Below are 18,798 nucleotides of genomic sequence, written 5' to 3' on the forward strand. Positions count from 1 at the left end.
GATCTGTGTCGATACTTCACCCCATGACGACGACAGCGGCCATGCCGTCCGTGCTGCCCGCCGAGGACGCCGCGACCTACGCGGACTGGTTCGCTTGCCTCGCCGAGCCGACCCGCGTGCGGCTGCTGCACGCCGTGGCGACCTCGGGCCGGTCGATGACCGTCGGCGAGCTGACGGAGCTGGCCGGCATCAGCCAGTCCACCTGCTCGCACCACGTGCGCAAGCTGGCCGAGGTCGGCTTCCTGCGGATGCACAAGGAAGGCACCGCCACCCACGTCACCGTGAACCCGTCGTGCTGCACCGGCCTGCCGCACGCGGCCGACATCGTCATGGGCGTGCTCGCGCCCCGTCCGTGCTGCCCGGAGAACTTGCCGCTCGACGTGACGGTCCGTGCGATGCGCGACGACGACTGGGCCGCTGTGCGCCGCATCTACGCCGAGGGCATCGCCACCGGCGACGCGACGTTCGAAACCGAAGTGCCCCAACGCAGAGCGCTCGACGCCAAGTGGCTGCGCGAGCACCGCTGGATCGCCGAGACCGACGGCGCGGTGGCGGGCTGGGCGGCCGCCACGCCAGTGTCCACACGGGACTGCTACGCGGGCGTGGCCGAGCATTCCGTCTACGTCGCAGCGGACTTCCGCGGCCGGGGCGTCGGCAAGACCCTGCTGCACAAGCTGGTCACCGCCGCCGACGCGGCAGGCCTGTGGACGTTGCAGACCTCGATCTTCCCCGAGAACCGCGCGAGCCTCGCCCTGCACCACGCGGCAGGCTTCCGCACCCTCGGCGTCCGCGAACGCATCGCGCGGCACCACGGCGTGTGGCGCGACACCGTCTTCCTCGAACGCCGGGCCGCCGGCTAGACCCCGACCACCCACCACCGTCGCCGGACACGGCGACGGCTACTTCGAGGTGCCCATGAACAGCCACGACGCCATCGTCATCGGCGCCGGCCAGTCCGGTCTCTCCGCAGCTCATGCCCTGGTTGCACAAGGCTTGCGACCACTCGTGCTCGAAGCCGGCGACGAACCCGCCGGCTCCTGGCCGCACTACTACGACAGCCTGACCTTGTTCTCACCAGCCAGGTACAGCGCTTTGCCAGGCCTGAAGTTCCCAGGCGACCCCGAGCGCTACCCGCACCGTGACGAAGTCGCCGACTACCTCCGCGCCTACGCCGCACACTTGAACGTCGACATCCGCAGCCGCCATCGCGTCGCCGAGGTGTTGCGCGACAACGGCTTCCGAGTCACGACGATGGACGGCGCCAGCTTCACCGCACCGATCGTGATCGCCGCCACCGGCGGCTTCGGCAACCCGCACCGGCCTGCCGTGCCCGGCCTCGACGACTTCCCCGGCACCGTCCTGCACGCCGCGCGGTACCGCTCCCCCGAACCGTTCCACGGCCGGCGCGTCGTCGTGGTCGGCGCCGGCAACTCCGCGGTCCAGATCGCCGCCGAACTCGCGGAGCACGCCCACGTCACCCTCGCGACCCGCAAGCCGGTGAAGTTCTCCGCCCAACGCCCTTTCGGGCGCGACCTGCACTTCTGGCTGGACCGCACCGGCCTCGACCACCTCCCGATCGGCCCGTGGCTGCCCGACGGCTTCACCACCCCGGTGCTCGACACCGGCGTCTACCGCGCCGCCCTCGAACGACACCGCCCGGACCGCCGGCCGATGTTCACCGCCCTGGAGGGCTCGAAGGTCATCTGGCCGGACGAGCGGCGCGACCACGTCGACGCGCTCGTCCTGGCCACCGGGTACCGCCCCGACCTGCCGTACCTGCGCGGGCTCGGCACCGAGCACGACCGCGGCGTGTCCCGCCGGCACCCCGGTCTGGGCTTCGTCGGACTGGAGTGGCAACGCAGTCTCTCGTCGGCGACCCTGCGCGGCGTCGGCCGCGACGCCGCCCACGTGGTGCGCCGCCTGCTCAGACGCACGGAGAACAGCTGACGCCCGTAGCCGCCGTCAGTCCTGAGGCGTGAGGTAGCCGCGGGAGAAAGCGGCGGCCACGGCGGCTGCCCGGTCGTTGACGCCGAGCTTCGCGTAGACGTGCAGCAGGTGCGTCTTGACCGTCGTTTCGCTGATGTAGAGCCGTTTCGCCGCCTCGCGGTTCGTCGAGCCCTGGGCGATCAGCTCCAGCACTTCCCGTTCCCGCGCCGACAGCGGCGCCGGGGCCGGTGTGCGCACCTGCCCCACGAGCCGGGTCGCCACAGCCGGGGAGAGCACCGCTTCCCCGCGTGCCGCGGCCTCCACCGCTCGGACGAGCTCCTCCCTCGGCGTCTCCTTGAGCAGGTAGCCGGTGGCGCCCGCCTGGATGGCCGGCAGCACGTGGCTGTCCGTGTCGTACGTGGTGAGCACCAGCACCCGTGACGGCACCCCGCGCTTCGCCAGTTCCCTGATGGCGGCGACCCCGTCGGTCCCCGGCATCCGCAGGTCCATGAGGATCACGTCAGGACGGAGGCGCTCCGCGACCGCGACGGCCTCGGCGCCGTCACCGGCCTCGCCGACCACCTCGAAGCGCGGATCGGCACCGAACATGCCCCGCAGGCCGTCCCGCACCACCGGGTGGTCGTCGACGATCAGCAGTGAGATCAACTCGTGCTCCCGGCGGGGATCGCCGGCACCGTCACCGTGATCGCGGTGCCGCCGCCGGGCTCGGACTCGACGTCCAGCCGCCCCGCGAGGCGTTGCACCCGCTGCCGCATGCCGGCGAGCCCGAAGCCCCCGTCCGCGGAGCCGCCAGCGCGCTTGGTCCCGGGCAGGAAACCCACTCCGTCGTCCAGCACGTCGAGCGTCACCAGGTCCTCCATGTACGACAGGGTCAGGGCGACCCGACCGGCTCGTGCGTGCTTCGCGACGTTGGCGAGAGCCTCCTGCGCGGTGCGCAGCAGCGCCACCTCGACGTCGGTGTGCATCGGGCGGGCGTCGCCGGTCGTGGTCAGCACGGCCTCCACGCGGTGCACCTCCGACCAGCGCTTGGCCACGTCGCCGATCGCGTCCGGGAGGAGGGACTCCACCAGTGCGGACGGTCCCACCGCGCGCATCGTCCGGCGGGCCTCGGTGAGACTCTCGCGGGCCAGGTCCATCGCGTTCGCCACGTGCCGGCGCGACACCGCCGGTTCGCCCGGCGCCTGCTCGGCCGCCTGGAGCTGGGTGAGGATGCCGGCCAGGCCCTGGGCGAGGGTGTCGTGGATCTCCCGCGCCATCCGCTGCCGCTCGTCGAGCACACCGGCCTCGCGGGCCCGCACCAGCAGTTCGGAGTGCAGGCGCGCGTTCTCCGCCAGTGCGGTCTCCAGCTCGGCGTTGGCCTTGTGCAGCTCGGCCAGCGCTCGCTTCTGCCCGTGGTTGCGCCGGTCGGACATCACGTCGGCGTAGAAGGCCGCCGTGGCGATCACCGCGGTGAGCACGCTGACGGCGGGCCACTTCCACCACTCGTCGGCCGTGATGTTGCCCGACCCTCCCACGTAGGAGACCGACGAGACCGCGGACGTGACGACCACACCGACGTAGCGCCACTGGCCCTTCAGGTACTGGAAGGCGTGCGCGTAGCCGATGAAGGCGAAGAAGCCGAACCAGGGCGTGAGCAGCACCAGGCAGCCGGTCAAGGCCACGAGCCCCGTGTAGTACAGGCCCATGAGCGGGCCGTTGCCGTGCAACTCCGGGTGGAACGTGTGGAACCACATGACCCACGCGATGAGCACGACCGAGAGCCCGAGCACCGCCGGGAGGTGCACCGGGGCGTCCCAGAGCGACTGCAGGAGGGTGAGCACGACGCTGACCGCCAGCAGCGGGTACGGGAGTGCCTTCAGAACCGCGGTCTCCCGGCGCTCCCAGCGGTCGAACTCCTCGCGCAACTCGGCCTCGACGCCCACGACCTGCATGATCGCACGCCCGGCCGAGTCACACCGTTGCCCGTACGGCGGGCACGCGGCGCAGAGCGCCCGAGATCGCCCAGCTTCCGATCGCGGCGATGACCAGGGTCAGCAGGAACTTCGGCACGGGTGCCGCGTCGAGTTGGAGCAGCAACGCCTCAGCTCCGACGATGACCGGCGCGTGCACGAGGTAGACGGCGAAGGCGTTGTCGGCGAGGTAGCGGCTGAACCGCGACGCACCGGCGACGAAGCGTTCGAAGACGCGGAGCAGGACCAGGACGACGCCGACCGCGAACAGCGACTCCGCCACGGCCAGAGCCAGGTGGGCGGGGTCGTGACCGGCCAGGGCACCGGACGCCCCGAAACCCCGGTAGCCGCCCAGGGCCAGCGGCACGAACGACACGACCACCAGGAGCACGCCGAACCAGCCTGATCTCCGCGACGGCGTCGCGAGCCAGCGGTGGCGGTACGCCGCGACACCGACGGCGAAGAGCAGCACGTACTGCGGCATGTAGGCGGGGCTGGGCAGTCCGAGCACCGGCTCGTCGGTGCCGTGGGGGACGAAGATCCGCCAGGCGTAGGTGACCACGCTGAGGACGAGCACGAAGCCGAGCACGTCCCGCCGCCGCAAAGGTCGTGACCGCAACGGTTCCGCGGTCGTGCGCAGGTGCCGCAGCAGTGCGTACGCGAGCGAGAAGATCAGCAGCACTTCGAGGAACCAGGCGGGCCCGACCTCCCAGGTGGTGAAGTAGTGGACCGCGAAGGACGGCCGGGTCTCGGCCGGGAGGTTGACGTAGTCCGGCAGGACGAAGAACGGGCGCAGCAGCACGACGAACGCGAGGAACGGGATCCCGAGCCGCTTCAGACGTTCGGCCGCGAACCTGCGCGGCCCTCTTCGGTCGACCGCTCCGGGCGCGAAGTACCCGGACAGCAAGAAGAAGAACCCCATGAAGAACGTCTGGTTGACCACCAGCAACAGGTCCAACGGCTCCGCCGCGGAAGACGGGGCGGTGTGCTGCCACTTCGGCCAGACGTCGAGATTGCTGTAGGGAACCGCGGAGTGGTGCACGACCACGAGGAAGGTCAGGAAGACGCGGAGGTTGTCGATGTAGGAGATGCGCACCGGGCGCAAGGTGCTGATGACGTCAGGTTGTGCTTCCACAGCGAAAGCCTGCCGCCCGCGGGAGCGCGCCGGATCGACCACGCGGGCGTGGATCACCGCGGACGCGGTAGACCCCCGCCATCCTCCGATCGGAGGACCCCTGCGCCAGGTTGCTCGCACGAGGCCGTGATCACCAAACCACTACTTCACTAGTGAAAGGTGTTACCTTGGCGCCACCGACGACGAAGGGGACACGGCCATCAACTCGCGAACGCAGCCCGACCGGACGCTTCCGGTCATCGCCGAAGGCGTGGGCAAGAAGTACCGCAGGGGGTGGGCTCTGCGGGAGACGTCCCTGGTCATCCCGGCGAACCGGGTCGTGGCCCTCGTCGGCCCGAACGGCGCGGGCAAGAGCACGCTGATGGGGCTGATCACCGGGTTGCTGCGGCCGACGACCGGGGACCTCACCGTCTTCGGTGACCGCCCGACCGGCAAGGGGCTGCACCCGGCGGTGTCCTACCTGGCCCAGCAGAAGCCGCTCTACCCGCAGCTGACCGTCGCCGAGACGCTGACCTACGGGGCCCGCACCAACCCGACCTGGGACCAGGGCTACGCCGAGCACCTGATCGGGCAGGCGGCCGTGCCGGTGAACGCGAAGATCGGCACCCTGTCCGGCGGGCAACGCACTCGGGTGGCGCTGGCACTGGCCCTGGGCAAGCGGCCGAGGCTGCTGCTGCTCGACGAGCCGCTGGCCGACCTGGACCCGCTGGCCCGCGAGACCGTGCTGCGCGCGCTGATCACCGAAGCCAGGGCCCAGGGCATCACCGTGCTGTTGTCCTCGCACGTGCTGGCGGAGCTCGAAGGCGTGTGCGACCACCTCGTCCTGCTCCACAAAGGACGGATCCTGCTGGCCGGCGACGTCGACCGGCTCGGTTCGGGCGGCGTTCCGCTGGGTCAGCTGGCCCTCGACCACATGCGCGCGGCGGCACAGGGGGAAGCGGCATGATCTGGGCTTCGTGGCGGCTGCAACGGCTGCAACTGATCACCCTGCTGGGCCTGCTGGTCGTCGGCTCGGGTGTCATCGCCCTGCTGTGGTCGGCCATGCTCGACGACATCTCCTCGTCGCAGCTCACCCAGTGCGTGACGCAGTCCCTCGAGGAGTGTTCCGCGCCGGACGGGGCGCAGAAGGCCTTCCGGGAGGCGTGGGGCAACCCGTTCCTGCTGGGACAGTTCACGATCACCGGCCTGCCGGCCCTGATCGGCGTCTTCATCGGGGCACCCCTGTTCGCCAAGGAACTGGAGCAGGGCACCCACGTGCTGGCGTTCACCCAGTCCGCGAGCCGCACCCGGTGGATGTTCAGCAAGCTGGTGATCGCGCTGGTGCCCGCGCTGGTCGTGGTGGTCGTGCTGCAGCACCTGGTCTCGGGGTGGCTGTCCGCGGCCGGCACGCTGGGGCCGTGGATGAACGGTCCGTTCAACGCGGTGAACTTCGGCATCGAGCACGTCTCGCCCGTGGGTTACACGCTGTTCGCGTTCATGCTCGGCACCTTCCTGGGTGTGGTGTCCCGCCGCACCCTGGTGGCGATGACCGCGGCGCTCGGCGCGTTCATCGTCGTGCGCTTCGCCCTGTCCGGCTTGGTGAACGGCCTGGTTCCCGCACAGCGCAAGGAGGTCACGGCCGGCACGAGCCTGGACGTGGACCCGAACAGAAACCTGGTGATCGAGGACGGCTGGCTCGACGCGGCCGGACGACCGGTGCCCGAGGACGAGGTCCTGGCCCTGAACCAGGCCTGCAAGACGACGCCGGGCGGGACACCGAACACGCAGGAGGGGTTCCTGGCGTGCCTGCCGCAGTCCGGTCTCGCGAAGCGGTACGCGGTCTTCATCCCGGAGAGCCAGGCCTGGCAGGTGCACCTGGCCGACGCGGCGGTCTACGGCGGGCTCGCGGCCCTGCTGCTCGCGGGTACGGCCTGGGCGCTGCGGCGGCAGAGCTGAGCACGGTGGAGGCTCCGGTCCGGGGAAGCACCTATGCTCACCGATGTGATCGAGTTCCGGATCGACCGGCGCTCCGGGGTCTCCACCTACGTGCAGATCATCCAGCAGGTCAAACAGGCCATGCGGCTGGGACTGCTGAACCCCGGCGACCGGCTGCCCTCAGCACGGGAGGTGGTGGACGCGACCGCCGTCAACCCCAACACCGTGCTCAAGGCGTACCGCGAGCTGGAACGGGACGGACTGGTGGAGGCCCGCCGCGGCCTGGGCACCTTCATCACCAAGTCGCTGTCCTCCGAGGCCACCACCGGTGACGACGCGCCGTTGCGCAAGGAACTCGCGGGCTGGATGAGCCGGGCCAGGGAGGGCGGCCTCGTCGTCGAGGACGTCGACGCCCTGTACGCCGCGGTCCGCGACGAGCACTACGCTGCCGAGGAACGATCATGAACCCCCTGACCGCCACCGCCCTGGGCAAGCGATACGGCACCCACTGGGCGGTCCGCGACTGCGGCTTCACCATCCCCGAGGGCAAGGTCGTCGCCCTGGTCGGCCCGAACGGCGCCGGCAAGAGCACCCTGCTGCGGATGGCCGCGGGCCTCGTCCGTCCGACGACCGGCGAGTTGACGGCGTTCGGCACCCCAGTGCGGGGCCGCATCCACCAGGACGTCTCGTTCCTGGCGCAGAACCGCCCGCTCCACCGCGACCTCGAGGTGCGCGAGCTGGTGCGCTACTGCGCGTCCATGAACGACCGCTGGTCCGCCGAGCGCGCCCACGAGGTGCTCGCGCTGCAGGCGGGTGTCGACCAGGACGCGAAGGTCGGCACGCTGTCCGCGGGAGGCCTGACCCAGGTGGCCATCGCGCTGGCACTGGGACGGCTCCCCCGCCTGCTGCTCCTGGACGAACCGCTGGCCGACCTCGACCCGCTGGCCCGCGACGAGACGCTGCGGATCATCATGGCCGAGGTCGCCGACCGCGGAACCACCGTGGTGATGTCCTCGCACCTGCTCAGCGACCTGCGCGAGGTGTGCGACCACCTCCTGCTGGTCGACGAGGGCCGGGTCCAGGTCAGCGGCGACATCGAGGAAGTACTGGCAGAGCACAGGATCCTGGTCGGCCCGCCCGCGGACGAGTCCGCTGTGGAGGGAACGCTGATCAGCGCGACCCGCACCGAACGCCAGTCCACCCTGCTGCTGCGGGAGGCCAGGCCGACACCGGAGGGCTGGGCGGGTGCCGAGCCCGACCTGGAGTCCCTGGTCATGGGGTACCTGCGGGCTTCGCGCGAACGGCGGTCCTCCGCCGAACGCGGTTAGGGTGGGCGAGGTGACCACGACCTTTCCCGCCACGACGATGAAGATCGGCGAACTCGCCCGGCGAACGGGAGTCAGCCCCCGGTCCCTGCGCTACTACGAGCAGCAGGGCCTGGTGCACAGCACGCGGTCCTCCGGCGGGCAACGGCACTACGCGGCCACGGAGGTCGGGCGGGTCGAGATGATCCGCCGGTTGTTCGACGCGGGCCTGCACAGCAAGGTGATCGCCCGGTTGCTGCCGTGCGTGTACACCGACGACAAGGCCGTCGCCGAGGACGCTTTCACCACGATGCTGGGAGAACGCGACCGGCTGACCGCGGACATCACGCGGCTCGTCGAGGCCAGGGCCTCCCTCGACGAGCTGATCGAGATCAACACCCGGTACCGGGTGGAGGCCGGGTGAACGCGGTCAGAGGCTGAGGTCGAGGACGACCTTGCCCGAGGCGTGCTGGGACTCGACGAGTGCCAGCGCCTCCTGCGCCTGGGCGAGCGAGTAGGTCCGCGTGATGTGCGGGTCGAGCCGCCCGGTGACCATGAGTTCGGCGACGCGTTCGAGGCCTCGCCGGTCCACGCGGCGGTGGACCGGCACGCCGCCGAGCTCGGTCACCGACGGGTCGCCGACCGAGATGAGCCGCGCTCCCAGCGGGGCGACCTCGCGCAGGGACTCGCCGCCGACGTTGTCGACCACGGCGTCGAAGCCGTTCGGGGCGTGCGCGCGGAGCCGGCCCGCGACGTCACCCCCGGTGTAGTCGACGAAGGTCGCACCTGTGGCCGTGACGAGGTCCCGCTTCGCCGTGCCGGCCGTGCCCGTCACGACCAGGTTCCGGTCGCGGGCGAGCTGGGCGAGCGCGATGCCGACGCCACCGCCGATCCCGTTCACCAGCAGCGACGCCCCGGCGGGCAGGTCGAGCTGGTCGAGCACGTCCAGCGCGGTGGTGCCGGCGACGGGGATGGTCGCCGCCCAGGTGTCCGGCAGCGCGTCGGGGATGCGGGCCGTGGACTCGCCGAGCAGCAGCGTCGTCTCCGCGTACGTGCCCGCGCCGGTCAGCGCGAAGCCGGTGACCCGGTCGCCGACGGCCAGGCCGGTCACGCCGGCACCGACCTCCAGCACCGTGCCGGCCGCCTCCATTCCCAGGACCTGGGGGAAGGGCAGGTGGCCGTTGAGGGCTTCGGCGTGCCCGGACCGCAGCTTGTGGTCGAGCGGGTTGACTCCCGCGGCCGTGACGCGGACGAGGACCTCGGCGGGACCCGGAGAGGGAGTCGGCCGCTCGAAGAACCCCTGCACTTCGGCACCGCCGAAAGCCTTGTACCCCAACGCCTTGCTCATGACGAACAGCTCCTTCACCGTGTGTTGCGGACGGTTCGACGCTATTCGTTGACACCGGCGTCAGCTTCCACCCGATGTGACGGGCGACTCAGTTGTCAGCGTCCTCGAAGATCAGGAACGTCTTGGTCGACAGGACGCCGGGGATCGTCTGCAGCTGCTCGAGCACGACGCGCCGCAACGCGTTGTTCCCCTCCGCCCTGACGAGCAGCATCACGTCGAACTCGCCGCCCATGAGCGCCATGTGCCGCACCTCGGGGATCGCGCGGAGCTGCGTCTGAAGATCGCGCCAGTTGTTCTGGCGCACCGTCATCGCCACGTAGGCCGACGTGGTGAGCCCGACCTTGACCGGGTCGACGCGCGCGGTGAAACCGGTGATCACCCCGTCGGCCACCAGGCGTTCGAAACGGGCGTAGGCGTTCGCGCGCGAGATCGTCACGCGTTCGGCCAGGGCCCGCCCGGACAACCGGCCGTCCGCCTCCAGTTCACGCAGGATCCGGCGGTCGATCTCGTCCAACTCCGCGTCCACGTGTCTCGCTTCCCAGGTCGAATGCGCACATTGGCGAGCCAACTGGACCTGCTGAATCGGAGCAGTTGACCATTCGTCTCGCACTCGCGCGCGGATGTGGCCGAACGGCCACAACTCTAGGCAACATTCCGACCAACTGAAACTGCTCGCAGGAGGTGCGGATGAGTGCTGGTCAGCTCAAGGCGGCCATCACCCCGGCCCGGTGGCTGGACGAGTCCGGGCGGCTGGTCCGGGGCACGTCGGCGCCCGACGCCGAGGCGCTGCTGGACGGGTACCGCAGGCTCGTGTTCGCGCGCAGGCTGAACGAACAATGCGGGGCGCTGGTCCGTCAGGGACGGTTGGCCGTGTACCCGTCCTCACGCGGTCAGGAGGCCTGCCAGGTCGCGTGCGCGTCGGTGCTCTCGGACGGCGACTGGTTGTTCCCGACCTACCGCGACACCGCCGCGATCGCCGCACGCGGGGTGAATCCGGTCGAGGTGCTCACCCTGCTGCGCGGGGACTGGCACTGCGGCTACGACCCGGTGCGGCACAAGGTCGCGCCACAGGCGACGCCGCTGGCGACCCAGCTGCCGCACGCGGTCGGCGTCGGTCACGCGGCGCGTCTCAAGGGCGAGGACACGGTGGTGATGGCGCTGTGCGGGGACGGCGCGACCAGCGAGGGCGACTTCCACGAGGCCTGCAACTTCGCCGCCGTCTTCCGCGCCCCGGTGGTCTTCTTCGTGCAGAACAACAAGTACGCGATCTCGGTGCCGCTCGCCCGCCAGTCCGTCGCGCCGTCGCTCGCGGTCAAGGCGATCGGGTACGGCATGCCCGGCGTGCGCGTCGACGGCAACGACCTGCCGGCCCTCGAGAAGGTGCTCGGCGAGGCCGTCGCGCGGGCACGTGCGGGTGAGGGGCCGACGTTGGTCGAGGCCGACACCTATCGCATCGAGTCCCACACCAACGCCGACGACGCCAGCCGCTACCGCACCGACGACGAGGTCGCGGACTGGCTTCCGCGTGACCCGCTCCTGCGGGTGCGGACCTACCTGACCGCCGTCGGCGCGCTCGACGACGAACGGGAGCAGGAGATCACCGCCGCCGCCGAGGCGATGGCGGCAGCGGTCCGGACCGGCGTCGGCGCCGAGTCGGCGGCCGACCCCGGGGAACTGTTCGCCCACCTCTACGCCACCCCCACGCCGCAGCTCGCCGGACAGCGCGCGGCTCTGCGGGCCGAGCTCGACTTCGAGGAGGCCCGATGAGCTCCGCGACGACCCCGAAGATGACCATGGCGCAGGCGATCAACACCGCGCTGCGCGACGCCATCGCCGAGGACGACTCCGTCGTGGTGTTCGGCGAGGACGTGGCCCAGCTGGGCGGGGTGTTCCGGGTGACCGACGGACTGCACCGCGACTTCGGCGAGAACCGGGTGTTCGACACCCCGCTGGCCGAGTCGGGAATCGTCGGCATGGCGGTGGGAATGGCCATGAACGGCATGCGCCCGGTCGTCGAGATGCAGTTCGACGCCTTCGCGTACCCGGCCTTCGAGCAGATCGTCAGCCACGTCGCGAAGATGGGCAACCGCACGCGCGGCAAGGTGCGGCTGCCCATCGTCATCCGCATCCCCTACGCCGGCGGGATCGGCGGTGTGGAGCACCACTGCGACTCGTCCGAGGCCTACTACGCGCACACGCCCGGCCTGACCGTCGTCGCGCCGGCCACCAACGCCGACGCCTACGGTCTGCTGCGCGCGGCGATCGCCAGCCCCGACCCGGTGATCTTCCTCGAACCCAAGAAGCACTACTTCTCGAAGGAGGAGGTCGACGTGTCGGCCGCCGTCCCGCCGATCGGGCGCGCGGTGGTCCGTCGTCCCGGCAAGGACGCCACGCTGATCGCCTACGGGCCGTCGGTGCCGGTCGCGCTGGCCGCCGCCGCGCAGGCCGCGACCGAGGGCCGGGACCTGGGCGTGGTCGACCTGCGGTCCATCGTCCCGTTCGACGACGAGACCGTGTGCGCCGAGGTCCGCCGGACCGGCCGGGCCGTGGTGGTCGCCGAGGCACCCGGTTTCGCCTCGGTGGCGTCCGAGATCGCGGCACGGGTGGGAGAACAGTGCTTCCACCACCTGGAGGCGCCGGTCCGCCGGGTCACCGGGTTCGACGTCCCCTATCCCCCGCCGAAGCTGGAACACCACTTCCTGCCCGGCGTGGACCGGGTCCTGGACGCCGTCGACACGCTGCAGTGGGAGGACGTCGCATGAGCTCCCAGGTGTTCGACCTGCCCGACCTCGGCGAGGGACTGACCGAGGCGGTGCTGGTCCGGTGGCTGGTCAAGACCGGTGACGCGGTCGCCGTGGACGAACCCGTCGCCGAGGTCGAGACGGCCAAGGCGATGGTCGAGGTGCCCTCACCGTTCGGCGGTGTGGTGGCACGCCTGCACGGGGAGGAAGGCGCCACCCTCCAGGTGGGCTCCCCGCTGATCTCGGTCGACGCCGCACGGCTGGAGACCTACGCCGAGGAGGAGCGCGCCGGTTCCGGCAACGTCCTGATCGGCTACGGAACCTCCGAGGCGACCACGTCCCGCCGCCGGCGGAAAGCGGTTCCCCGCTCCGCCGCGAGGCCGTCGGCGCGGATCGAGGAACGCTCCTCCGTGAGGCCGCCGGCGCGCAACGGGGAACGCCCCGCCGTGCAGTCGCCGATAGTGCGCCGCCTCGCCCGCGACAACGGCGTAGACCTCCAGTCGCTGACGGGCACCGGCCCGGACGGCCTGATCACGCGCCGCGACGTCGAAGCCGCCTTCGCCGCACCGGCGGTGGTCGCGAGCGACGTGGACCAGCGCACGGGCTTGCCGATCCGCACCCGCGTGCCGTTGACGGGCATGCGCAAGGCGGTCGCCACGACCTTGACCCGCAGCCGCACCGAGATCCCGGAAGCGACGACCTGGGTGGACGTCGACGCGACCGCACTGCTGGAACTCCGCGCCGAACTGAAGGAGTCCGGTGCGGCACCAGGAATCCTGGCCATGGTCGCCCGCTTCGTCGTGGCGGGCCTCGCCCGCTTCCCGGAGCTGAACTCCCGGGTCGACACCGAGCGCGGCGAGATCACGCACCTCGACGGCGTCAACCTGGGCCTCGCGGCACAGACCGAGCGCGGCCTCGTGGTCCCGGCGATCAAGGACGCGCACCGCCTGAGCATGCGCGGCCTCGACACCGAGATCCGCAGGCTCACCGCCGCCGCACGCGAGGGCACCGCCACCGCGGCCGAGCTGAGCTCTGGGTCGTTCACGCTGAACAACTACGGCGTGCTCGGGGTCGACGGCAGTGCCGCGATCATCAACCATCCCGAGGTCGCCATCCTCGGCATGGGCCGGATCCTGCCCCGGCCCTGGGTGGTCGGCGGGGACATCGTGGCGCGGCACATCGTGCAGCTGTCGCTCGTGTTCGACCACCGCGTGTGCGACGGCGGCACCGCGGGTGGCTTCCTGCGGTTCGTCGCCGACTGCGTCGAAGCTCCTGTGTCGGCGATGGCGGACCTGTAGCGGCGGAAGGCGGACGGTGATCACCGTCCGCCTTCCCTGCAGGACTGGAGTTCCCGTCAGGCTCCCGCTCCGCCGTCCACCGGCACGAGCGCACCGCTCACCATCGAAGCCCGGTCGCTCAACAGCCACGCCGCCACCTCGGCGACCTCGCGGGGCTCGGCCATGCGTCCCACCGGGCTGGTGGCGGTGATGTGCGCCTTGACGCCGGGGGTCGCGGCCTCCCACTGGTCGATCATCGCCGTGGCGGTGCCGCCGGGGGTGATGCCGTTGACCCTGATGCCGTCCTTGGCCCACGTCACGGCCGCGGTCTCGGTGAGGCTGTTGAGTGCGCGCTTCATGGCGCCGTAGGCGGGCAGGACGGGGTTGGCGCGGCGGCTGCCGATGCTGGAGGTGTTCACGATGGCACCGCCGCCGTGCCGGCGCATGAGGGCGGCCTCGGCGGTCATGGCGGTCCAGTGGGCGCGGAAGTTCACCTCGAACTGTTCGTCGATCTCGTCGTCGCTGGTCGTGTCGAGCGGGCCGGGTTGCTGGACAACCGCGGCGTTGTTGAAGGCGCCGTCGAGGCGTCCGTGCAGTTGCCCGACCTGGTCGATCGCGGTGCGGATGCCGTGGCGGTCGGCGAGGTCCAGCGTGATGGCGTCCGCGGTGCCACCGTCGGCTCGGATCTCGGCGACGATGCGGGTCAGCGTGCCGGTGCTGCGGGCGGCCAGCACCACGGAGGCGCCTTCGTGGGCGAAGAGGCGGGCCGCGGCCTCGCCGATTCCCCTGCTGGCGCCGGTGATCAGCACGGTCTTGCCGGCGAGAAGTCCACTGGTGTTCGTCATGGCACCACCGTCGGCCGTGTTCGGCGGCGTAGGCAGGCACAGGCTGTACCAGGCTGGGCGGCCACCGTCGGCTCATACTCGGGGTATGGACAAGCAGCAGCTCGGAGCGTTCCTGCGCAGCCGTCGTGAGCGGTTGCGGCCGCAGGACGTCGGGTTGACCGCGGGGCCTCGGCGGCGGACGTCCGGGTTGCGGCGGGAGGAGGTGGCCGTGCTCGCGCACATCTCCACCGAGTACTACGTGCGGCTCGAACAGGGGCGGGCGCCGCGGCCGTCCGCCGAGGTGCTCGCCGGGATCGCCGGGGCGTTGCTGCTCACCGAAGCCGAGTCCGACCACCTCCACGTGCTCGCGGGCACGGCGCCCAGTCGCACCGGACGGCATCGGCGTGACGTCCGGCCGAGCATCCTCACGCTGCTCGAACGGCTGCCGCGCACGGCCGGGTTCGTCACCTCGGCGATCTTCGAAGTGCTGGCGTGCAACGACCTCACGGCCGCGTTGATGGAGGACTTCCGCGAACTCGCACCGCGGGAACGCAATCTCGCGCGCCTTGCGTTCCTGGAAGAGCGGCCGCTCTACGGGGTCTCGGACGCCACCGAGTTCCGGCACCACGTCGTCATGCAGCTGCGCAGCACGCTCGCGCGGTACCCGGCCGATCCCGCGGTGTCCGAGCTGGTCGACGAGCTGCGCGCGGGCAGTCCGGACTTCGCCCGGCTCTGGGAACGGCACGACGTGCAGGCGGCGGTGGTGCTCACGAAGACGTTCCGGCACCCGCGCGTCGGCGAGATCACCGTCGACTGCGACTCGCTCGCGCTCACGGACCGCGACCAGAACCTCGTGCTCTACAGCGCGCCACCGGGATCGCGCGACGCGGAGGCGTTGGCACTGCTGGACGTGCTGGGAGCGGAGGAGTTCACGACCGGGCAGCACTAAGAGGACCGAGACATCTTCTCGGTCCTCTTAGGACTGGTGGTTCAGATCTTGCCCGCCGCCACGTCGGCGAGGGTCACGCGTGACGACCTGTAGTCGGCCACGAAGGGCTTGCCGTCCGATCCCGCCGCCGGGATGGTCTCGGAACGGATCGGCAGGCCGTTGTCGGCGTTGACGGTCAGCACGTGCGTACCGTTTCCGCCCTGCAGGGCGGGCCCCGCGGTGAGGGTCAGCGCGGGCCGTCCCTCGGCGTCGGTCCTGCCGATGGTGACGTCCTTGATCGTGGCGAGCAGCTTCAGCACGCCCGCGCGGACCTCGGCGTTGGCCGCACCGATGAACAGCGCGTACGTGGTGTTGCTCCACAGAGCGTTGTTGACGCCGTCCTCCAGCTCCTTGCCGGTCGGGCGCGGCTTGGGCGCGGGCACCGGCAGGCCCTTCAGACGGAAGACCTCGGCAGTCGCCTCCTGGCGCTGCGCCCACTCCTTCTCCTGCTCGGCGGTGCTCTTGCCGAGCGCCCAGCCGGGCGAGACGTTGACCATCGCGTTCTTGGCCTTCTCCACATCACCGTCCGCGGCGAGACGGGCCGCCGCCATCACGGTCGCGTCGTACTCGGTGGCCAGGTCCTGGCCCTTGGCGGCCGCCGCCGACAGGGTCTTCGCCGAGTCACCGTGGAAGGTCTGCCCCTTGTCCGTGTAGACGGTGTAGAAGACGTAGGGCGAGTTGTCCGGCGCGATCGTCGAGCGGATGATCAGCGACGCGTCACCGGGCTGCGCACCCGCCTTGACGTCGGAGGCCAGCTTGACCAGCGGGGAGTCGACCACCTGCGGGGCCGCGACCGGCGGAGCGACCGGAGCACTGCCGCTCGTCGTGGCCATCACCACCGCCGTCGCCACGGCTGCCGCGCCGACGGCGGCGATACCGGCCTTGGGCCAGGAGAACCAGCGCTTCGGCCGCACGACCGTGGCGGTGGGCTCGGCCATCGCGGCGCTCAGCGCCGTGCGGGCACTGTCGTACGCCTCAGGGCGGGGGGACGGCACGTCACGCAGCTTCTTCATCAGATCCATCTCATCCATGGGGTGTCTTCTCACGTTGTCGGGACTTGCAGCAGCGCGACCACCTCGGGTGCGTCACGCAGTGCCTTGCGCGCTTGGTGCAGCAGGCGACGGGCGGTGCCCGCCGGGATGGCGAGCACCCGTCCTGCTTCGGCGACGGTCAGGTCCTCCCAGGCGACCAGGCCCAGCACTTCGCGCTCGTCCGGCTTGAGCCGTGCCAGTGCCTGCCGCAGCAGTGCCTGCGTGTCCACGCGGGCGTCCACTTCGGGCCAGGGGTCCCACTCGTCCGCCAAGCGGGAGATGTCCGGGGCCGGCTCCTCCGCCGGTCCGGACCGCCAATGCCGTCGCAGCCTGTTCAGCGCGACGCCGTACAGCCAGGGCCGGGCCCCGGGGTGCGAGCGGTCGTAGCTCGCCCGCGACTCGAAGGCCGCCACCCACACCTCACCGAGCACGTCCTCGGCGGTCTGACGTCCTACTCGGCGCGCGAGGTAGTTCCCGATCGCGGTCTCGTGCCGGCTGACCACTTCGACGAAGGCATCGGTGTCTCCGCTCAGCGATCTGCCGATCAGTTCCGCGTCTGACGACATGAAGCTCCTCGGGTTTCGCTTCGCCTTACACCCCGTCTTTGCCAACGCGCGCCGAAACCGTTCAGGTTGCTTCGGCCGCGGACGAAGATCGCAGGTCAGCGGAGCTGGAGGAGCCGGCGGGCTGCTAGCCGTGCGCCCGCATTCGCCTGAGCAGGTGCTGTTCGGCGACGTCGAAGTACTTCCGCAACGCTTCTTCCGCCTCGCGGACGGCACCACCGTCGGCGAGTTCGAGGATGTCGCGGTTGAGCTGCACGTAGTTCTCGTAGAACTCGCGCTGGTCGCCCATGTGGTGGAACACCAGGCGCATCTCCGCGAGCAGCCGCCGCACCTCCTCGTCGAGGCGGGCGCTGCCGGCCAGGCCGGTGATCGCGAGGTGGAACCGCACGTTGCCGGTGGCGACGTCGCTCCAGCGCTCCGCCTGCGCGGACTCCCGCTGGAACCGCACGGCGTCGCGCACCGCCTGCCGCTTCTCCTCCGGCGCCGTGCGCCACGCGCTGAGCGCACCGCCCTCGATCACGCGCCGGGCGGCGTAGAGGTCCAGGATGTCCGCCACGCCGGGGGTGCGCACGAAGACGCCTCGGCTGTGCTCGTGCACCAGCAAACGTTCGCGCGTAAGGAGCCTGAACGCTTCTCGCAACGTGTTGCGTGCGACGCCCAGTGCGGTGCGCAGTGCTTCCTCGGACAGGCGGGTGCCCGGCGGGAGGTCGCCCTCCATGACACGGGTCCGGACGAAGTCGGCTACGCGTTCCGCTGTGCTGACCCTGCCGAGCGCATCGCCGTCGGCGGTCAGTGAGGCAATCCAGTCCGCGCCCGTCATGCGGTCACTTTATGGGCTCGACGGTGCGGAAGCCGTTCGGCGTTGATCAGCGCGCTCACCCGGCCGAGCATCGCGGGCTCGGTCCGGCGCTGCCGCGGGGAAAGCGGGATCGTCGCGCAGGCGGTGGCCGCCGCGCCGAAGAGGGACCTGCGGGACAGGGCCTAGGCGACGACCACCTCGACACCGGCCGCCCGCAACCGGTCCAGTTCCGCGGCAGGCGCCGAGGAGTCGGTGATCACCACGTGGACGTCGGCGATCCCAGCGATGCGGGAGAACGCGCGCTTGCCCACCTTGGACCCGTCCGCGAGCACGACCACGCGGTCCGCCGTGCGCAGCAGGCAGTGGTCGGTGTGCGCCTCGACCTCGTCGTGCGTCGTGATGCCGCCGCGCGCGTCGATGCCGTCGACGCCGAGGAAGACGAGGTCCAGGCTGATGCCGGCGAGGGCCCGGTCGGCGATCGGGCCGACCAGCTCGTAGCTCTCCGGGCGCACGCCGCCGCCGGTGACGACCAGGTCGATCGTGGGGCGGGGGCACAGGTCCGAGGCGATGTTGAGGGCGTTCGTCACGACCTTCAGCTGCCTGGTGCCGGCAAGGAGGCGGGCCAGTTCGGTGGTCGTCGTGCCGCCGTTGAGGCCCACCGAGTGGACGGACTCGGTGACGAACTTCGCGGCGGCCTCGGCGATCTGGCGCTTCTCCTCGCGGCGGCCCACCCGGTAGCGCAGCGGCAGCTCGTAGATGACCTCCACCGCCACCGCGCCGCCGTGGGTCCGCTTGAGCAGCTTCTGCTCCTCGAGCGACTGGAGGTCGCGGCGGATCGACGCGACCGACGTGGCCAGGTCCTCCGCGAGCCCCGTCACCGTCACCGAGCCCGCGTCCGCGAGCTTCCCCAGGATCGCCGCCAGGCGCTGCTCTTGACGCATCCGATCAGCATAACGCACGAATCGTGCTCGGTTTGGC

The 18,798-nt window shown here is 71.0% G+C and carries 21 protein-coding genes; 11 read left to right on the forward strand and 10 right to left on the reverse strand.

What is annotated here, in order from left to right; translation table 11 throughout:
• Nucleotides 1–23 precede the first annotated feature (23 nt).
• Nucleotides 24–860, forward strand: a complete 837-nt coding sequence (locus DFR72_RS32550) for a helix-turn-helix domain-containing GNAT family N-acetyltransferase (protein ID WP_090070446.1) — start codon at nt 24–26, stop codon at nt 858–860.
• A gap of 55 nt (nt 861–915) precedes the next feature.
• Entirely contained in the window at nt 916–1,947 is a 1,032-nt protein-coding gene (locus DFR72_RS32555; RefSeq protein WP_090070444.1) for a flavin-containing monooxygenase, read from the forward strand.
• 15 nt (nt 1,948–1,962) lie between these two features.
• On the opposite strand, the gene DFR72_RS32560 is transcribed toward DFR72_RS32555, so the two are convergent.
• Genes DFR72_RS32560 through DFR72_RS32570 form a run of 3 tightly spaced genes read right to left on the reverse strand, consistent with a single transcriptional unit; the run spans nt 1,963 to nt 5,031 of the window.
• Nucleotides 1,963–2,592 carry a response regulator gene (locus DFR72_RS32560; RefSeq protein ID WP_090070442.1) on the reverse strand — a complete coding sequence of 210 codons (630 nt, stop codon included), beginning with the start codon at nt 2,590–2,592 and terminating at the stop codon, nt 1,963–1,965.
• On the reverse strand, nt 2,589–3,878 hold the full coding sequence (locus DFR72_RS32565; protein WP_342768695.1) for a sensor histidine kinase: 1,290 nt from the start codon (nt 3,876–3,878) through the stop codon (nt 2,589–2,591). Before DFR72_RS32565 ends, DFR72_RS32560 begins: the two co-directional genes overlap by 4 nt.
• Nucleotides 3,879–3,897: 19 nt before the next feature.
• Nucleotides 3,898–5,031, reverse strand: a complete 1,134-nt coding sequence (locus DFR72_RS32570; protein ID WP_170176514.1) for an acyltransferase family protein — start codon at nt 5,029–5,031, stop codon at nt 3,898–3,900.
• A 250-nt stretch (nt 5,032–5,281) separates the two neighbouring features.
• Here DFR72_RS32570 and DFR72_RS32575 point away from each other — a divergent pair, with 250 nt between their 5' ends.
• From DFR72_RS32575 to DFR72_RS32595, 5 genes are read left to right on the forward strand one after another with little or no spacing between them, the layout of a single operon-like run.
• The gene (locus DFR72_RS32575) at nt 5,282–5,977 is read left to right on the forward strand and encodes an ABC transporter ATP-binding protein (RefSeq protein WP_245983709.1); all 696 of its coding nucleotides are present in this window, start codon (nt 5,282–5,284) and stop codon (nt 5,975–5,977) included.
• On the forward strand, nt 5,974–6,966 hold the full coding sequence (locus tag DFR72_RS32580) for an ABC transporter permease subunit (protein ID WP_090070436.1): 993 nt from the start codon (nt 5,974–5,976) through the stop codon (nt 6,964–6,966). Before DFR72_RS32575 ends, DFR72_RS32580 begins: the two co-directional genes overlap by 4 nt.
• 45 nt (nt 6,967–7,011) lie before the next feature.
• Nucleotides 7,012–7,410 carry a GntR family transcriptional regulator gene (locus tag DFR72_RS32585; RefSeq protein WP_211335626.1) on the forward strand — a complete coding sequence of 133 codons (399 nt, stop codon included), beginning with the start codon at nt 7,012–7,014 and terminating at the stop codon, nt 7,408–7,410.
• A complete protein-coding gene (locus tag DFR72_RS32590) occupies nt 7,407–8,273 on the forward strand; it encodes an ATP-binding cassette domain-containing protein (RefSeq protein WP_090070432.1) in 867 nt (288 codons plus the stop codon). Before DFR72_RS32585 ends, DFR72_RS32590 begins: the two co-directional genes overlap by 4 nt.
• 10 nt (nt 8,274–8,283) lie before the next feature.
• Nucleotides 8,284–8,673 carry a MerR family transcriptional regulator gene (locus DFR72_RS32595; RefSeq protein ID WP_342768696.1) on the forward strand — a complete coding sequence of 130 codons (390 nt, stop codon included), beginning with the start codon at nt 8,284–8,286 and terminating at the stop codon, nt 8,671–8,673.
• A 6-nt stretch (nt 8,674–8,679) separates the two neighbouring features.
• On the opposite strand, the gene DFR72_RS32600 is transcribed toward DFR72_RS32595, so the two are convergent.
• On the reverse strand, nt 8,680–9,597 hold the full coding sequence (locus DFR72_RS32600; RefSeq protein WP_090070541.1) for an NADP-dependent oxidoreductase: 918 nt from the start codon (nt 9,595–9,597) through the stop codon (nt 8,680–8,682).
• An 88-nt stretch (nt 9,598–9,685) separates the two neighbouring features.
• Nucleotides 9,686–10,123, reverse strand: a complete 438-nt coding sequence (locus DFR72_RS32605) for an Lrp/AsnC family transcriptional regulator (RefSeq protein ID WP_090070429.1) — start codon at nt 10,121–10,123, stop codon at nt 9,686–9,688.
• Nucleotides 10,124–10,284: 161 nt separating this feature from the next.
• Here DFR72_RS32605 and DFR72_RS32610 point away from each other — a divergent pair, with 161 nt between their 5' ends.
• Genes DFR72_RS32610 through DFR72_RS32620 form a run of 3 tightly spaced genes read left to right on the forward strand, consistent with a single transcriptional unit; the run spans nt 10,285 to nt 13,636 of the window.
• Nucleotides 10,285–11,364, forward strand: coding sequence for a thiamine pyrophosphate-dependent dehydrogenase E1 component subunit alpha (locus DFR72_RS32610; RefSeq protein ID WP_090070427.1), 1,080 nt, complete (start codon nt 10,285–10,287; stop codon nt 11,362–11,364).
• Nucleotides 11,361–12,359 (forward strand): alpha-ketoacid dehydrogenase subunit beta, encoded by a 999-nt coding sequence (locus DFR72_RS32615; RefSeq protein WP_090070425.1) that lies wholly within the window; start codon nt 11,361–11,363, stop codon nt 12,357–12,359. Before DFR72_RS32610 ends, DFR72_RS32615 begins: the two co-directional genes overlap by 4 nt.
• Nucleotides 12,356–13,636, forward strand: coding sequence for a dihydrolipoamide acetyltransferase family protein (locus tag DFR72_RS32620; RefSeq protein ID WP_090070423.1), 1,281 nt, complete (start codon nt 12,356–12,358; stop codon nt 13,634–13,636). The genes DFR72_RS32615 and DFR72_RS32620 overlap by 4 nt, the downstream gene beginning before the upstream one ends.
• A 56-nt stretch (nt 13,637–13,692) precedes the next feature.
• On the opposite strand, the gene DFR72_RS32625 is transcribed toward DFR72_RS32620, so the two are convergent.
• Complete coding sequence (locus tag DFR72_RS32625) at nt 13,693–14,460, reverse strand: SDR family NAD(P)-dependent oxidoreductase (RefSeq protein WP_090070421.1); 768 nt, start codon at nt 14,458–14,460, stop codon at nt 13,693–13,695.
• Nucleotides 14,461–14,545: 85 nt separating this feature from the next.
• Between DFR72_RS32625 and DFR72_RS32630 the strand changes: the two genes are divergently transcribed.
• A complete protein-coding gene (locus tag DFR72_RS32630; RefSeq protein ID WP_090070419.1) occupies nt 14,546–15,388 on the forward strand; it encodes a helix-turn-helix transcriptional regulator in 843 nt (280 codons plus the stop codon).
• A 41-nt stretch (nt 15,389–15,429) separates the two neighbouring features.
• Here DFR72_RS32630 and DFR72_RS32635 read toward each other — a convergent pair whose 3' ends face one another.
• The 4 genes from DFR72_RS32635 to DFR72_RS32650 form a co-directional block, all read right to left on the reverse strand.
• A complete protein-coding gene (locus DFR72_RS32635) occupies nt 15,430–16,458 on the reverse strand; it encodes a hypothetical protein (RefSeq protein ID WP_245983710.1) in 1,029 nt (342 codons plus the stop codon).
• A gap of 11 nt (nt 16,459–16,469) precedes the next feature.
• Nucleotides 16,470–17,024 carry an RNA polymerase sigma factor gene (locus DFR72_RS32640; protein WP_090070415.1) on the reverse strand — a complete coding sequence of 185 codons (555 nt, stop codon included), beginning with the start codon at nt 17,022–17,024 and terminating at the stop codon, nt 16,470–16,472.
• A gap of 124 nt (nt 17,025–17,148) precedes the next feature.
• Entirely contained in the window at nt 17,149–17,841 is a 693-nt protein-coding gene (locus DFR72_RS32645; protein WP_090070414.1) for a GntR family transcriptional regulator, read from the reverse strand.
• Between the two features lie 161 nt (nt 17,842–18,002).
• Entirely contained in the window at nt 18,003–18,761 is a 759-nt protein-coding gene (locus DFR72_RS32650) for a DeoR/GlpR family DNA-binding transcription regulator (RefSeq protein ID WP_090070413.1), read from the reverse strand.
• Between the last annotated feature and the right edge of the window lie 37 nt (nt 18,762–18,798).

Source organism: Lentzea flaviverrucosa (assembly GCF_003350445.1).
Classification (GTDB): Bacteria; Actinomycetota; Actinomycetes; order Mycobacteriales; family Pseudonocardiaceae; genus Lentzea; species Lentzea californiensis.

Coding starts and splice junctions, on each gene's coding strand:
- DFR72_RS32550 (WP_090070446.1), top strand. CDS start 24: ATGACGACGACAGCGGCCATGCCGTCCGTGCTGCCCGCCGAGGACGCC.
- DFR72_RS32555 (WP_090070444.1), top strand. CDS start 916: ATGAACAGCCACGACGCCATCGTCATCGGCGCCGGCCAGTCCGGTCTC.
- DFR72_RS32565 (WP_342768695.1), bottom strand. CDS start 3,878: ATGCAGGTCGTGGGCGTCGAGGCCGAGTTGCGCGAGGAGTTCGACCGC.
- DFR72_RS32580 (WP_090070436.1), top strand. CDS start 5,974: ATGATCTGGGCTTCGTGGCGGCTGCAACGGCTGCAACTGATCACCCTG.
- DFR72_RS32590 (WP_090070432.1), top strand. CDS start 7,407: ATGAACCCCCTGACCGCCACCGCCCTGGGCAAGCGATACGGCACCCAC.
- DFR72_RS32600 (WP_090070541.1), bottom strand. CDS start 9,597: ATGAGCAAGGCGTTGGGGTACAAGGCTTTCGGCGGTGCCGAAGTGCAG.
- DFR72_RS32610 (WP_090070427.1), top strand. CDS start 10,285: ATGAGTGCTGGTCAGCTCAAGGCGGCCATCACCCCGGCCCGGTGGCTG.
- DFR72_RS32615 (WP_090070425.1), top strand. CDS start 11,361: ATGAGCTCCGCGACGACCCCGAAGATGACCATGGCGCAGGCGATCAAC.
- DFR72_RS32620 (WP_090070423.1), top strand. CDS start 12,356: ATGAGCTCCCAGGTGTTCGACCTGCCCGACCTCGGCGAGGGACTGACC.
- DFR72_RS32625 (WP_090070421.1), bottom strand. CDS start 14,460: ATGACGAACACCAGTGGACTTCTCGCCGGCAAGACCGTGCTGATCACC.
- DFR72_RS32630 (WP_090070419.1), top strand. CDS start 14,546: ATGGACAAGCAGCAGCTCGGAGCGTTCCTGCGCAGCCGTCGTGAGCGG.
- DFR72_RS32635 (WP_245983710.1), bottom strand. CDS start 16,458: ATGGATGAGATGGATCTGATGAAGAAGCTGCGTGACGTGCCGTCCCCC.
- DFR72_RS32640 (WP_090070415.1), bottom strand. CDS start 17,024: ATGTCGTCAGACGCGGAACTGATCGGCAGATCGCTGAGCGGAGACACC.
- DFR72_RS32645 (WP_090070414.1), bottom strand. CDS start 17,841: ATGACGGGCGCGGACTGGATTGCCTCACTGACCGCCGACGGCGATGCG.
- DFR72_RS32650 (WP_090070413.1), bottom strand. CDS start 18,761: ATGCGTCAAGAGCAGCGCCTGGCGGCGATCCTGGGGAAGCTCGCGGAC.